This is a genomic window from Actinopolymorpha sp. B11F2 (assembly GCF_040195635.1).
Taxonomy (GTDB): Bacteria; Actinomycetota; Actinomycetes; order Propionibacteriales; family Actinopolymorphaceae; genus Thermasporomyces.
In genome coordinates this window covers 836004-849577 of the sequence record NZ_JBEFTX010000001.1, presented here as the reverse complement: position 1 = coordinate 849577, position 13574 = coordinate 836004, and the positions used below count along the sequence as shown (strand labels likewise).

Annotated in this window: 11 protein-coding genes and 1 pseudogene; 5 read left to right on the top strand and 7 right to left on the bottom strand. The window is 67.5% G+C overall.

Annotated elements, in window-relative coordinates; all coding sequences use genetic code 11:
• Positions 1 to 146 precede the first annotated feature (146 nt).
• Positions 147 to 380 (top strand): annotated as a pseudogene (locus ABN034_RS03800) (helix-turn-helix domain-containing protein); the annotation flags it as partial.
• Positions 381 to 1119: 739 nt separating this feature from the next.
• Here ABN034_RS03800 and ABN034_RS03795 read toward each other — a convergent pair.
• Positions 1120 to 1911, bottom strand: coding sequence for a DNA-formamidopyrimidine glycosylase family protein (locus ABN034_RS03795; protein WP_349689554.1), 792 nt, complete (start codon positions 1909 to 1911; stop codon positions 1120 to 1122).
• Between the two features lie 135 nt (positions 1912 to 2046).
• Between ABN034_RS03795 and ABN034_RS03790 the strand changes: the two genes are divergently transcribed.
• The 3 genes from ABN034_RS03790 to ABN034_RS03780 all read left to right on the top strand — a co-directional run bounded on the left by ABN034_RS03790 (position 2047) and on the right by ABN034_RS03780 (position 4408).
• A complete protein-coding gene (locus tag ABN034_RS03790) occupies positions 2047 to 2838 on the top strand; it encodes a hypothetical protein (protein WP_349689553.1) in 792 nt (263 codons plus the stop codon).
• A gap of 296 nt (positions 2839 to 3134) precedes the next feature.
• On the top strand, positions 3135 to 3620 hold the full coding sequence (locus ABN034_RS03785; protein WP_349689552.1) for a hypothetical protein: 486 nt from the start codon (positions 3135 to 3137) through the stop codon (positions 3618 to 3620).
• Positions 3621 to 3808: 188 nt separating this feature from the next.
• A complete protein-coding gene (locus tag ABN034_RS03780; RefSeq protein WP_349689551.1) occupies positions 3809 to 4408 on the top strand; it encodes a nitroreductase family protein in 600 nt (199 codons plus the stop codon).
• Positions 4409 to 4497: 89 nt separating this feature from the next.
• Here ABN034_RS03780 and ABN034_RS03775 read toward each other — a convergent pair whose 3' ends face one another.
• The 5 genes from ABN034_RS03775 to glpK all read right to left on the bottom strand — a co-directional run bounded on the left by ABN034_RS03775 (position 4498) and on the right by glpK (position 10368).
• Complete coding sequence (locus ABN034_RS03775) at positions 4498 to 5856, bottom strand: ABC transporter substrate-binding protein (RefSeq protein WP_349689550.1); 1359 nt, start codon at positions 5854 to 5856, stop codon at positions 4498 to 4500.
• A complete protein-coding gene (locus ABN034_RS03770) occupies positions 5853 to 6533 on the bottom strand; it encodes a YesL family protein (RefSeq protein ID WP_349689549.1) in 681 nt (226 codons plus the stop codon). The genes ABN034_RS03775 and ABN034_RS03770 overlap by 4 nt, the downstream gene beginning before the upstream one ends.
• Positions 6530 to 7459 (bottom strand): carbohydrate ABC transporter permease, encoded by a 930-nt coding sequence (locus ABN034_RS03765; RefSeq protein ID WP_349689548.1) that lies wholly within the window; start codon positions 7457 to 7459, stop codon positions 6530 to 6532. The genes ABN034_RS03770 and ABN034_RS03765 overlap by 4 nt, the downstream gene beginning before the upstream one ends.
• 174 nt (positions 7460 to 7633) lie before the next feature.
• A complete protein-coding gene (locus tag ABN034_RS03760; RefSeq protein ID WP_349689547.1) occupies positions 7634 to 8551 on the bottom strand; it encodes a carbohydrate ABC transporter permease in 918 nt (305 codons plus the stop codon).
• A gap of 269 nt (positions 8552 to 8820) precedes the next feature.
• The gene (glpK, locus tag ABN034_RS03755; protein ID WP_349689546.1) at positions 8821 to 10368 is read right to left on the bottom strand and encodes a glycerol kinase GlpK; all 1548 of its coding nucleotides are present in this window, start codon (positions 10366 to 10368) and stop codon (positions 8821 to 8823) included.
• A 510-nt stretch (positions 10369 to 10878) separates the two neighbouring features.
• Here glpK and ABN034_RS03750 point away from each other — a divergent pair.
• Positions 10879 to 12597, top strand: coding sequence for a glycerol-3-phosphate dehydrogenase/oxidase (locus tag ABN034_RS03750; protein WP_349689545.1), 1719 nt, complete (start codon positions 10879 to 10881; stop codon positions 12595 to 12597).
• Here ABN034_RS03750 and ABN034_RS03745 read toward each other — a convergent pair.
• Positions 12571 to 13554, bottom strand: coding sequence for a LysR family transcriptional regulator (locus ABN034_RS03745; RefSeq protein ID WP_349689544.1), 984 nt, complete (start codon positions 13552 to 13554; stop codon positions 12571 to 12573). The two genes, ABN034_RS03750 and ABN034_RS03745, sit on opposite strands and share 27 nt — an antisense overlap.
• Positions 13555 to 13574 lie beyond the last annotated feature (20 nt).

Genomic DNA, 13574 nt, shown 5'->3' with positions numbered 1-13574 from the left:
TCTGAGCGGACCGTAGGCGGTGCGGTGTCGTCATGGCGAACAGATCCCGGGTACGGTGGGTGCAGCTTGGGGAAACGCACACGTCCGGTCGCGCCGCGTCTGCGACGGTTTCGGGCTTCCGGCCTGGAGATGAGAGGGGAGCGCCCATGGTCCTGGTTCGTCACCTGCTGGGTGGCGTTCTACGCCGCCAGCGCCTGCGGCAGGGGCTCACCCTCCGCGAGGTCTCCGTCGACGCCCGGGTGAGCCTGGGCTACATCTCCGAGGTCGAGCGCGGGCAGAAGGAGGCCTCGAGCGAGCTCCTGGCCGCGATCTGTGCCGCTCTCGAGGTGCCCCTGTCCGACGTGCTCCGCGAGGTCAGCGACGAGATCGACAAGATCGAGACCCCGCTGGTCCCGGCGACCGTCCCGTCGTCGACGATCACAAAGGTCACCGCGAAGCGGATCGAAGCGCCCCTCGACACCAAGCTCATCGAGGGCAAGCGAATCGAGGGCCGTCGAATCGAGACGAGCCAGATCGAGACCCGCCGAATCGACAAGTCCCGGATCGAGCCGGCACATGTCGACAAGGCCAGGATCGAATCGGGACAGATCGACGACACCCCCGTCGAGGCCGCCAACGCACACCGCGCCGTGGTGGTCGCCGCCTGACGCTGGTCGGGCACACGAGCCCTCGCCCGCACGGCAAGGCAGGCCTCGGCGACGGTCCGCTGATCGTGCGGCTGCCTTCGCGACAGCCGGCGGTTGCCTGGTGCGCGGTGGGCGTCGATCCCGCGGCGCTATGGCAAGTGCGAAGGTGCCGACGCCATCCAGGCAATCTCGGTGGGGTGGCCGACGTGTACAGGTCCTCGCTACCGGTCAGCCCCTGCCAATGCCAGCAGACCTACCCGACGGGGAATACTGCCTGCACACCGCAGCGGATCCCCTTGACCTTCTCCGCGGAGCTGCGGGAAGACAACAACGGCGCCGTTCGCGGCCTGCTGATCGACGGAGACCGCGTACGCGCCCTCGAGTCCAGCGCATGCTCTCCTGTCAGAACAGGCTGAGGCCGGCGCCAGCATTCCGCGCGCTGGGCTGCCATCCCCCTGGCGATCCACTGCCGCCCGGCCCGGGTGCCCTGCGCTCACTGCGACCGGGCGGGCTGGCACGACGGGCACCAGTAGACCACGCGCTCCTGGCCCGCTGGGCCGATCTCGCCGCGCCGGATCGGTGTCCGGCATCGGCGACAGGGTTCGCCCGCACGTCCATACGCCCAGTGCTGGTGTCCCCGGCGTAGGTTGCCGGTCGTCGCCTGCTCGGGATGGTCGCGGTTGGTCCAGAGCAGCTGTCTGGCCAGGCGCACCATCCGCGACAGGTCGCCGGCGTCGCGCACCGGTGTCAGCGGGTGGACGCCGCGCAGAAACAGCAGCTCGGTGCGATAGAGGCTTCCGATGCCGGCGAGGTTTCCCTGGTCGAGGACGGCCTCGCCGATCGGACGGTCGGGTTCGACCGAAAGCCTGCGGACAGCCTCGTCGGCGTCCCAGTCACGTCCCAGCAGATCCGGCCCCAGATGGCCGACGACCGTCGCCTCGTCGGCGGTGGCGAGAAGGTCCACCCGAGCCAGCCGTCGCCCGATGGCGACCGCCGCCTGGTTGGCGAGGATCACCCGCACCGGCTCGCGAGTGCCGGGCCATCGCGTGCCGGCCCGTTCGATCCGCCACGTCCCTTCCATGCCGAGATGGGTGTGGAGGGTCAGATCGGGCTCGATCCGGGTCAGCAGGTGCTTGCCGCGCGACACTACTTCGCGTACCAGGCGGCCGGTGAGATCGTCGGTCGCATGCTGAGGCACCCGCAGCTCAGCGGCCGTGAGCCTCCGCCCGGCCAGGGCAGCATGCAGCCTGCGCCCGGAAAGCCAGACGGTGTCACCTTCGGGCATGCTGTCCAACGCCTTCGGCCATGCGCCATTCTCCCCACAGGCGGATGCGTGCCGGCGCCGTCATGCCCCGTACTTGCGCGGCACGGCCTGTGGACGACCGGTGCCGGACCCCGGCTTGCCACTGGGCATCAGAAGATGGACGCCTTCTCGGCTGCGATCAGGAGGCGGGCCGACCTGCTCGACGAGATCGCCGATGTCCTCGAGTACCCCGAAGTGCAGATGGCAGAGGCGGACCGGCTCGCCGACGTGAACCGCTTGAGGAGAGAAGGTGGCTGGATCTGCGCGCCGATGCTCGGGGAGTGCATTGACGGTCAGCCGGAGAACAACACGCCGGAGGCGCTGAACGGCTACTTCACTGCGCGAAGGGAGATCTATCGCAGGGTCGAGGAACTCGTCGAGGATGCTTACGTGAAGGTCGGCGAGAAGATGATCGGTGACCAGAGCTATGACTGGAACCAATGGACCTTTGTCGCCGGCGATCTGGTCAAAGAGAGCGCTGCCGAGCTCGTTCGCCAGCACGACACGCATCACTCCTCGGCTGTGGCGCTCCTCCTCAGCAAGCGTCCGGCACCTTCGCCCGTTCTCACCGGACACCGCCCGTACGGACTGACGGCGCGGGTCCTCACGGTCGGCGGGCCGATCCTCACCCTCACCGGAGCCGCATACGACCTCTGCAGCGGAAGCCCACCCCAGCGTGTCGTCCTCACCACCGGTGTCGGCGTCGGCGCCGGGGCAAGTACGGTGTGGTGGCTATCAAGGGCTGCAGCGGGACCTCCCGGCTGGGCGGTGGCACTCATCGTTACGGGGATCAGTTTCTTGGCGTCTCAAGGTGCCGACTGGGTCTATGACAACGGCCGGACCGCCCGCGACAAACTCCTCGACACAGAACAGAACCTCGATCCTGGGCGTCAGACCCTCCCACGTTGAACGCGATACAGAGAGCTACCAACATGTATGTCCCGTGGCCAATGATCTGGAGACACTTCCGCAATCAGGGAAGCACCATCTTGGGCGGCTTGATAGTTTTCGTCGTTCTGATGCTCCTCTTGTCGGTTTCCGTATTTGCTGCAGGCAACCCGTGGCTTTCGTTCCTGCTGCTTTTGTTTGTCGTGGTGGTAGCTTTCCTCGGCATCAGTGCCTACGTCACGACAGGGACGTGTGGACATCGGGGAAGCGGGGCCGTCTTTCAGATCCGTTAACGCACGGGCGGATCTGGTCTCATCATGCCGAACCTGAAAGCGACGACAGCGCTGGTGACTATTGCATGCCTCGTCCTGTCGCTGGCATTGCTGCTCTTTCCGTGGTTGATGGATCTGGTGCCCTCGGATGGCACGTGGCGAGATGCCAGGCTCCGCGCCTGGGCGCCGGCTATGCCGATCTTCGGACTCTTGGCACTGGGGTGGTCCACCCTCGGCCGCCTGGTGAGGAAGCGCGGAGCACTTGGCGTAGGCATGAGCCCCGAAGGCATCTACCACTGGTCGCGGTTCGCATGCTGCTTCTACGCATGGGAGTGGATCAGTGAGATTCGACCAACCGCCCAAGGGGCGCCTCGGGTGGGGCTCGCTGTGGCTGAGCCGAGCATTCGTCCGGACAATGGCGAGGAGAACTGGGTCGCCAGGATCGACCGTACCCGTCGAAACAGTACAAGGCTCGGCGTCACCGGGCTCGCGGTGAATCCGGGGGCGGCCTACATCGCATTGGTGTTCTAACACCGGCAACCGGAGTTGCGGCACGAGCTCGCTGGCGAGGCGGGAGTGACCCGCATCCAGAAGATGGACTTTCCCGAGCTGATCAGAGAGCTCGACGACCGCGGAGAGCTTCGCCCCACCTCGCGATGAAACGACCAACACAAGGGCTGAGGACCACCGCTGGGCGTGGCTCGGGCAGGCTGGTCCGTATGGAGTTCTCCGAGGTCGTACGCAAGCGCCGGATGGTCCGCAACTTCGATCCCTCCCGGCCGGTCGATCCCGCCGCCGTCGAGCGGATCCTCGACAATGCGATCCGCGCGCCGTCGGCGGGGTTCAGCCAGGGTTGGGCCTTCCTCGTGCTCGACACTTCGGAGGGGATCGACCGGTTCTGGGCCGCGACGACCCCGCCGGGCGGCGGCTCGGACGCGTGGTCGGAGGGCATGCGACGGGCGCCAGTGCTGGTGGTGGCGCTGTCGTGCAAACGGGCCTACCTCGACCGGTACGCCGAAACCGACAAGGGCTGGACCGATCGCGACGAGACCCGATGGCCGGTGCCGTACTGGCACGTCGACACCGGCATGGCGGCCCTGCTCATGCTGCTCACCGTCACCGACGAGGGTCTCGGCGCCTGCTTCTTCGGGATCCCGCCTGAGCGCACAGCCGCCTTCCGGAAGGAGTTCGGCGTACCTGAGGACCACACGCCGATCGGTGTCGTGGCGCTCGGCCATCGGGCGCCGGACCGGCCTTCACCGTCACTGAAACGCGGCCGCCGCAGCTCCGACCACGTAGTCCACCGCGGCCACTGGTAGGCACCTCCTCCTCGTCAGAGGTATCTCGCCTTAGAAAGGCGAGATACCCCCTGACGAGCCGGGGCCGTGCCCTCGGGTCGGACTCGAGGTCAGCGGCCGAACTCCTTGGGTTCGATCTCGCCGTTCTCGACTCCGGTCTCCCATGCCTTCTGGTACCGCGTGGCCAGCTCGGCCAGCCCGGCGTCCACATCGGTGTCGGGCTCGAGGATCAACCCGATGACCGTCGTCGCTGTGTCCTTGCCTTCGAGGCTGAGCACGGAGCCGGGATTCTTCGGCCACTGCTGGTCGTTGTCTGTCGGCCGGAACAGCTGCAGCGAGGCGTTCTCCTTGGCGACCGGTGAGTCCCATGCCTCCTCGCTCAGCGGCGGGATGCCGTTCTTGGCGAGCGTCTCCTGCATCTCCGGGCCGACCAGCACCCCGAACACCGTCGCCGCGGCCTCCGGTTCCTCAGTCCTGGAGGAGATGGCAACGGGGAAGCCCGCGTTCATCGGCGACCGGACCTGGGTCGTGCCGTCGGGAACGGGAATCGGGCCGGTGCCGAGGTCGACCTTCGAATCCAGCTGCTGAAGTCCGCCGACGATGCTCCCGCTGGTGAGAACCATGCCCACCTTGCCCTCGGCGAACGACGAGAGGAAGACGTCATAGTCCATCGTCTCCGCACCGGGATAGACGGTCTTGTCCTTGATCAGGGTGCGGAAGTGTTCGATGCTCGATGCGTACTTCTCGGACTCGAATTTCCCCGTGGACTTGTTGAAGAGGCCGTTCTGCGCCAGGTCACCGTACGCGGAGAGGATCGGCAGGTCGAGCGTCCATCCCTGGAAGCCGACCCAACCCATCGGAAGACCGACGCCGTACGCATCGCCGCCGCCGGCCTTGGTGATCGCCCGTGCCGCCTCCTCGACCTCGGAGAACGTCGTCGGCGGGTCATCCGGATCGAGCCCCGCCTTCTCGAAGAGCTCACGGTTGATGGCCAGCCGGACGGTGAACGTCGTCGTCGGGATCGCGTACGGCCGCCCGCCCCACACGAGCTCGCTGGTGTCCTGGAGGTACGGATCGGCGTCTTCGAGGAGCTTGTCGTCGACGAGGCCGTCCAATGGCTGCACCCAGCCCGCCGCGACGAAGCCACCCATCTGCGCGCTGGGTGCGTGGAAGATGTCCGGCGACCGTTCTGTCTGGAAGCCGAGCCGGACGATTTCTTCGTACTTCTCGGTCGCCTGTGGTTCGAACCGCACCTTGATGCCGAGCTCGCGCCCTTCCTTCGCGTTCCACTTCTTGAAGAACGCCTGGCGCGCGCTCGCCTCGGCGCCGGCCCGGTCCCACACCACGACGGTCTTGACGTCCCCACCGTCCGAACCGTCACCGGTCGACCCCCCGTCACCTCCGCAGGCGGCCAGGAGGGCCGCGACGAGTCCGGCCGCGGTCAGCGCCGCAGCACTGCGCAATCTCATGTTGTCTCCCTTCGTTGGGAAAACTCGTTGACGGTCGCGTCCGGGCGTGGAGTGGCGCGCCCGCTGGTGACGGTGGCGAGCCAGGCCCACAGCGCCGGAACGCTGAGCCAGTACGGAACCCAGACCGTGGTCGGTAGCAGGACTCCGACGACGAGGAGCGCGGCCGTCCCCACCGCGCACAGGGCGGCGAGATCGGGCCGCCGGATCGCGCGCAGGTACGAACAACGCAGCGCATCACGCGCACCGTTCCCGCGTACCGCGAGCAGCGGGAAACTCCACTGGACGGCGATCAACCAGGTCACGGAAACCGGGACGACGACCACCGGCAGTACGGCGCCCCAGCTGCCACCGGGCGAGGGACCGAGTAGCGCGGACGCCGTGACGACCGAACCCGCGACGGTGACGACGGCGAGGCGCAGGGCCGAAGCGAAGCAGGCGCGGGCCTCCTGCCAGCTCTCGGCGAGGGTCGGCGTGGAGGTTCCGTCCGCGATCCTCGTGACGGTACGCACCAACACCACGGTGGCCGCGGGAGCCGTCACCACCGGCAGGCACAGCAGCAGCCACACCAGGCTGGCGCGGAGCAGAGCTACCCAGCCGGCGAGTAGGCGGTAGGGCAGGCCGTCGACGGCGAGGAGCCCGCTCATCCGTCGATCCCCCTGGTCCGGAAGCCCGCTCATCCCTTCACCGCTCCCTCGGTCCAGCCGCGGACGAAGAAGCGCTGCAGCACGATGAATACCACCACGATCGGGATCAGCGCCATGTTGGCGCCGGCGAGCACGACGTTGTAGGCCGCCATTCCTTCCACCGCGTCGTACTGCAGTGCTGAGACTCCGACGATCAGGGTGCGCAGGTCGGGCGCGGCGAGAGAGAAGGCCAACGGCACCTGGTAGTTGTTCCACGACGCCTGGAAGCCGAGCACGATGGTGGTCACCAGGATCGGTGCCATCAAGGGGAGGGCGACGCGGCGGTAGATGCCGAAGAAGCCGCAACCGTCGACCCGGGCCGCGTCCTCGATCTCCGTGCCGAGGCCGCTGACGAACGCCTTGACGAGATAGACGTGGATCACCATGATTCCGGCGTACTCCACGAACGTCATGCCCAGCAGGTTGTCGATGCCGAGCGCGCGGGCGATCTTGTACTGCGGATAGAGCATCGCGGTCGTGAGGCCGATGAACAGTGTCGCCATGTAGACCGCTTCGAGTACCCGTTGGCCCGGCAGGCGTTTACGCGCCAGCACGTAGCCGGACATGCTGGAGGCGAACGTGTCGAAGACGACGACACCCGTGGTGACGAGGACGCTGTTGAGGAAGTAGCGGGCGAAGTTGGACCGTGTCCAGGCATCGAGATAGTTCGACCACTCCCAGGTGCGCGGAAGGAGTCCAGGGCGAGTGGAGATGATCTGGTCGAGCGGTGACAGTGAGGCGAGCAGTCCGAAGACCAGCGGGATGAGCATGCCGGCAGCCAGCACTGTCAGCAGGATCCAGAGGACACTCACCCGCACCCATCCGGCTGGTGTACGTCGTGGTCGCCGGCCGGGGACTCGGTGTGCTCCGGCGGACACCCGTTGCTCCTCGCCTGCGGGAGCCTCGGTCCTCGCGCTCATGCTCTTCCCCCTTCGCATGACGGCTGCGGTGCCTCACTCCGGCACACCTCGTACCTCGGCGTGCCTCCGTGGTGGCTCCTCGCGCTCATGCTCTTCCCCCTTCGCATGACGGCTGCGGTGCCTCACTCCGGCACACCTCGTACGTCGGCGTGCCTCCGTGGTGGCTCCTCGCGCTCATGCCTCCTGCCTCCTGACCAGACGCAGGTACGCCACCGAGACGACGCCGACCACCACGCTCGCGGACACGCCCAGCGCGGCCGCGTACCCGATCTGTGGGATCGCCGTCGGTTCGAAGAAGAACCGGTAGATGTAGGTGAACATCACGTCGGTCGCTCGCGCCGGGCCGCCGTCGGTGAGTGTCTTGACCAGGTCGAACGACCGCAGGATGCCGATGATGGAGATGAGGACGACGATCCGCGCGACCGGCATGAGCATCGGCAGGACGATGTGCCGGAACGTCTGCCACTCGCCGGCCCCTTCGACCGCGGCGCTCTCGGTGAGCTCGGTCGGGATCGTCATCATGCCGGCGAAGAACAACAGCATGTTGATGCCGACATGCGCCCACACGCCAACGCCGATGAGGCTGAGCAGCGCGTTCGTCGCGTCGCCGAGGAAGTTGACCGGGGAGTCGACGAGCCAGGTCGCCAGCAGGACCTGGTTGAACGGCCCGCCGATGTGGCGCAGGAGGAACCCGAAGACGATGCCGATGATCGCGGGGGAGAGGACGTAGGGCAGGAAGTAGATCGTGCGCAGGATCGTGCCACCACGCACGCCGCGGAAGAAGGCGTACGCCAGCGCCAGCGCCAGCGGCACCTCGAGCACCAGGCGCCCGCCGGTGAACTGCAGTGTCGTGACGACGGATTCCCACCACTGGCTGTCCCGACCTACGCGGGCGTAGTTGTCAAGACCGACGAACGTCGGCTCGGTGAAGCCGTTCCACCGGTGGAAGCTGTAGTAGATGAGCCAGGCGATGGGAACCAGTGCGAACGCGGCATAGGGAAGGAACGCGGGGAGAAGCATGAACCAGGCCGCGGAGTTCTCGCGGTGACGCCAACCCTCGCGACGAGGTCGAGGGAGCTTCGCGCGTCGCATCGTTCCCCCATTCACCGTGAAACGATTCACGGTTCGCCGAGGCTACGAAGGCTGATCAGGCCTGTCAAGCGGTCTCCACCGGCTTCTACCGGCGGGCTTGGGCGACCGGAGACCAACCGCCCTCGCCGCAAATGACCACGCTGAGCAGGCCCGCGGAACCGTGACCAGGCGTCAACACCCGTCCCGGCGTACGCAAGCCTGGCCGACCAGGCGAGCTAGCCCTCCGGATCGACCCAGTCGAGCTAGCCCTCCGGATCGATCCAGTCGAGCTAGCCCTCCGGATCGATCCAGTCGAAGGTGCGGGTGACCGCCTTCTTCCAGCTCGCGTAGTCGCGTTCGCGGACCTTCGCGTCCATCGCGGGTGCCCAGCGCCTGTCTTCCTGCCAGTTGCTACGCAGGTCGTCCTGGCTCGACCAGAAGCCGACCGCGAGACCAGCGGCGTACGCGGCTCCCAGCGCCGTCGTCTCCGCGACCCGCGGCCGGATCACCGGCACGTCGAGGATGTCGGCCTGGAACTGCATGAGCAGTTCGTTCACGACCATGCCGCCGTCGACCTTGAGCTCGGTGAGGTCCACGCCGGAGTCGGCGTTCATCGCATCGACGACCTCGCGGGTCTGATAGGCGGTCGCCTCCAGAGTCGCACGGGCGATGTGCCCCTTGTTGACATAGCGGGTCAGGCCGACGAGGACGCCACGGGCGTCCGACCGCCAGTACGGCGCGAAGAGGCCGGAGAACGCGGGAACGAAGTACGCCCCGCCGTTGTCGTCGACCGACCGTGCCAGCTCCTCGATCTCCGACGCGCTCCTGATCAGTCCCAGGTTGTCACGCAGCCACTGCACGAGCGCGCCGGTGACCGCGATCGAGCCTTCCAGGGCATAGACGCAAGGCTCGTCGCCGATCTGGTAGCAGGCGGTCGTGAGGAGCCCGTTCTCGCTCCTGACCCGCTCGGTACCCGTGTTGAGGAGCAGGAAGTTGCCGGTGCCGTAGGTGTTCTTCGCCGTACCCACGTCGAAACACACCTGCCCGAAGGTCGCCGCCTGCTGGTCGCCGAGGTCGCCCGCGATCGGTACTCCGGGGAGCAGGCCGCCCCTGCGTACTTCGGCGTACACCTGTGACGACGGCCGGATCTCCGGGAGCATCGACAGCGGAATGCCCATGTCCGCGGCGATCTCGGGATCCCACCGCAGGGTCGCGAGGTCCATGAGCATCGTGCGGGACGCGTTTGTGACGTCGGTGAGGTGAACACCGCCGTCGGGGCCACCGGTCATGTTCCACAGCAACCAGGTGTCCATCGTGCCGAAGAGCAGTTCGCCACGGTCGGCCTTCTCCCGGGCACCCTCGACGTTCTCGAGGATCCAGGTCACCTTCGGCCCCGAGAAGTACGTCGCGAGCGGGAGGCCCACCCTGTCCTTGTAGCGATCCGCGCCGCCTCCGAGTGCGCCCAACCGCTCACAGATCCGGTCGGTACGGGTGTCCTGCCAGACGATTGCTGGATAGACCGGTTTGCCGCTCGCGCGCTCCCAGACGAGGGCCGTCTCACGCTGGTTCGTGATGCCGACCGCGGCGATGTCGGCGGCACTGATGTCGGCCCGCGCCAGTGCGCCCGCGGTCACCTCGCGGGTGTTGGTCCAGATCTCTTCGGCGTTGTGTTCGACCCAGCCCGCCCGCGGAAACATCTGCTCGTGCTCGAGCTGATGCACGCTCACCACCCGGCCGGAGTGGTCGAAGACCATGCACCTTGTGCTCGTGGTGCCCTGGTCGATGGCAGCGACATACCTGCTGCTGCGCTTGTCGGTGACCTCACTGCGTTCGGTCATGTGACCTCCTTCGTCGGTCCCATGACCATGGTGCTGTGTTTGTCGGTGACCTCACTGCGTTCGGTCATGTGCACTCCCACTCCGCTGGCCGATGAGTCTGCAGGTAGCGTACGAAGCGGCGCGAGGTGCAGGGGAGGGTGTATGGCAAGTGTCGAGCGACTTCTCGCCGCGGCGCATCACGTTGTGTGGAACGAAATTCGCTGTGTCGTGCCGGACAATGGCCGTTGCCTGGGCTCCTCCCCGCCTCCGCGGGATCGGCCAGCGGGCCGGCATATTCCCGAATGGGGTCTGACGGAAATTCGAGAGTCACGACCTGGCGGGTTGTGGTAAGGCGATGACTCCTATCGGTCGGCCCTCCACAGGATTCGCGGCGTTGTCGAACCGTTCACGAATGGCCGTCCAGGGCGGCGTTTCACCACGCCTCCGCATGCCGATCCTTTCTAGTAGATTGATCATCTGCTGGGGACGTGGAGACGTAGGTACATACCGGGCGAATTCGAGGCGAGAGTTGTGAGGAGTTCTGCGAGGCTGGGTCCGCAGGAACGTGCGGACGCCTGGTCCCGGCTCGGCCAGCACACCTTCGACGTACTGGTCATCGGTGGTGGTGTCACCGGTGCCGGCACCGCGCTCGACGCCGTGACCCGAGGACTCGACACCGCCCTGGTCGAAGCGCGCGACTTCGCCAGCGGTACGTCCAGTCGGTCCAGCAAGCTCTTCCACGGCGGCCTGCGCTACCTCGAGCAGATGAACTTCGGACTCGTCGCCGAAGCGCTCCGGGAGCGCGACCTCATGCTCACCCGGATCGCACCACACCTGGTCAAGCCGGTGCCGTTCATCTACCCGCTGAAGCATCGGATGTGGGAGCGGCCCTACGTCGGATCAGGGCTGCTGCTCTACGACGCGATGGCGCGCGGACGTTCTGTCCCACCGCACCGGCACCTCACCCGCACCGGAGCGCTCCGGCTCGTTCCCGGGCTGCGTCAGGACGCGCTCGTCGGTGCGATCCGCTACTACGACGCCCAGGCTGACGACGCCCGGCACACCCTCACCGTGATCCGGACCGCCGCCCGCTACGGCGCGGTCGTACGAAACTCCTCGGAGGTGACGGAGTTCCTCCTCGAGGGTGGCCGGATCGTCGGCGTGAAGGTCCGTGACGTCGACTCCGGCGACACCACGACGATCCGGGCGAAGGTCGTCATCAACTGCACCGGCGTGTGGACCGACGACATCCAGCGGCTGACCGGCGGACGCGGCCGGTTCAAGGTCCGGGCGTCGAAGGGCGTGCACGTGCTTGTCGCGCGGGACCGCATCGCGTCCGAGGCGGGCCTCATCCTTCGCACGGAAAGGTCGGTGCTCTTCGTCATCCCGTGGGGCAACCACTGGATCATCGGCACGACCGACACCGACTGGACCCTCGACCTCGCCCACCCGGCGGCGAGTCGCGCCGACATCGACTATCTCCTCTCGCACGTCAACGAGGTCCTGGCCGTACCCCTCACCCGCGAGGACATCGAGGGTGTCTACGCCGGGCTACGCCCGTTGCTCGCAGGGGAGTCCGAGCAGACCAGCCAACTCTCCCGCGAACACGCCGTCGCCCGGCCACTGCCCGGGTTGGTGTCGATCGCGGGCGGCAAGTACACCACCTACCGCGTGATGGCGAAGGATGCGGTGGACGCGGCCCGCCCTGACCTCGGGCAGTCCCTCCCGCCATCGGTGACCGAACACGTTCCGCTGGCGGGCGCCGAGGGCTATCACGCGCTGGTCAACCAGGTCGACGCGCTCGCCGACGCCTACGGCCTACCGGTATGGCGGATGCAGCGGCTCCTCGACCGTTACGGCTCGCTGGTCGATGAGTTGCTGGAACTCGCCGAAGCGGACCGGAGCCTGCTCGAACCCCTGCCCGGCGCGGGAGAGTACCTCAGCGTCGAAGCGCGGTACGCCGCGAGTCACGAGGCCGCCGTCCACCTCGACGACATCCTCGCCAGGCGTACCCGGATCTCCATCGAGGTGCCGCACCGGGGTACCGAGACCGCCGAGTCGGTCGCGACCCTGGTGGCGGACGTTCTCGGATGGGACAAGGCACGGATCCGGAACGAAGTGGAGGTCTACCAGGCGCGGGTCGCCGCGGAGCGTGAGTCTCAGACCAAGCCCGACGATCTCAGCGCCGACGCCGAACGCCTGCTGGCTCCGGACACCCGCAAGCTAGCCGTCGGCCGCGCCCTGGGCTGAACCGACGGCCGCGCCGACGGGCTCGGGCTGGCCGGTCGGTTCGGGCTGGCCGGTCGGTTCGGGCAGGCCGTTGGCGGCAGGGGCATGGGGTCGGAATGCCTCGTACAGAGCGGCCACGCAGGTCGACGTCTGAGTCACCGGTACGACGAGTGCGACCGGAGCGGTCAACGGCGGGTCGATCGGCAGGACCGCCACCTTTCTGGGTGCACTGCCGCGCTCCGCGTCGGCGTAGATCGCCGTCCATTCGCCGACTCCGGATCCGATCTCCACAAGAGCGTTGGTCACGCTCGACACCGGTCGGCCGGTGCGCGGCTCGAATCCGGCGCGACGGCAGGCGCCCAGGACCAGGTCCCCGAGCAGCCGGTCACACCCCGGTTCCGGAAGCCGAAGGGGCAGGTCGGCGAGCTGCTCGAGCCGTACCGCTGGCTGTCCGGCGGTGGGGTGGGAGGTGGGTACGGCGACGTACACCTGCTCTTGCCACAGCTCGATCGTCCGCAGGTCCGGATCGGCAGGTGCTGCGCGGACGAGCGCGAGGTCCAGCTCGCCACGGCGTACGGCTGCCAGCTGGTCGTGCGCTGGTCGACCGTCCAGCTCGGTACGAAGGCCAGGAGCGAGCTGGCTCAGCGCGTCGATGGCGGATTCGAGGGTGGCGGCCAGCCCCGGGCTGGTCCCGATCCGCAGGAACCGGGTGCCAGCCGTCGCCAGCTGCGAGGCCACCGCCTTGGCCTGGTCGGCGGCCGCGAGGACCTTGCGAGCCTCGGAGAGGAGCCGCTCACCGGCATCGGTGAGCCGGACCGTCCGCGACGTACGGTCCAGAAGCTGGAGGCCGAACTCGCGTTCGAGCCTGGCGATCTGCTGGCTCACCGCGGGCTGGACGACATGTAACCGTTGCGCGGCCCGGCCGAAGTGCAGCTCCTCGGCCACGGCGACGAAGTACCGCAACTGCCGGAGTTCCACGTCCGCCTCCCGTCAGCCCG

Bases quoted from the DNA above. Each gene is read 5' to 3' on its own strand.
- ABN034_RS03785 (WP_349689552.1), top strand. From the start codon at position 3,135: ATGCCGAACCTGAAAGCGACGACAGCGCTGGTGACTATTGCATGCCTC.
- ABN034_RS03790 (WP_349689553.1), top strand. From the start codon at position 2,047: ATGGACGCCTTCTCGGCTGCGATCAGGAGGCGGGCCGACCTGCTCGAC.
- ABN034_RS03770 (WP_349689549.1), bottom strand. From the start codon at position 6,533: ATGAGCGGGCTTCCGGACCAGGGGGATCGACGGATGAGCGGGCTCCTC.
- ABN034_RS03760 (WP_349689547.1), bottom strand. From the start codon at position 8,551: ATGCGACGCGCGAAGCTCCCTCGACCTCGTCGCGAGGGTTGGCGTCAC.
- glpK (WP_349689546.1), bottom strand. From the start codon at position 10,368: ATGACCGAACGCAGTGAGGTCACCGACAAGCGCAGCAGCAGGTATGTC.
- ABN034_RS03795 (WP_349689554.1), bottom strand. From the start codon at position 1,911: ATGCCCGAAGGTGACACCGTCTGGCTTTCCGGGCGCAGGCTGCATGCT.
- ABN034_RS03780 (WP_349689551.1), top strand. From the start codon at position 3,809: ATGGAGTTCTCCGAGGTCGTACGCAAGCGCCGGATGGTCCGCAACTTC.
- ABN034_RS03765 (WP_349689548.1), bottom strand. From the start codon at position 7,459: ATGAGCGCGAGGACCGAGGCTCCCGCAGGCGAGGAGCAACGGGTGTCC.
- ABN034_RS03775 (WP_349689550.1), bottom strand. From the start codon at position 5,856: ATGAGATTGCGCAGTGCTGCGGCGCTGACCGCGGCCGGACTCGTCGCG.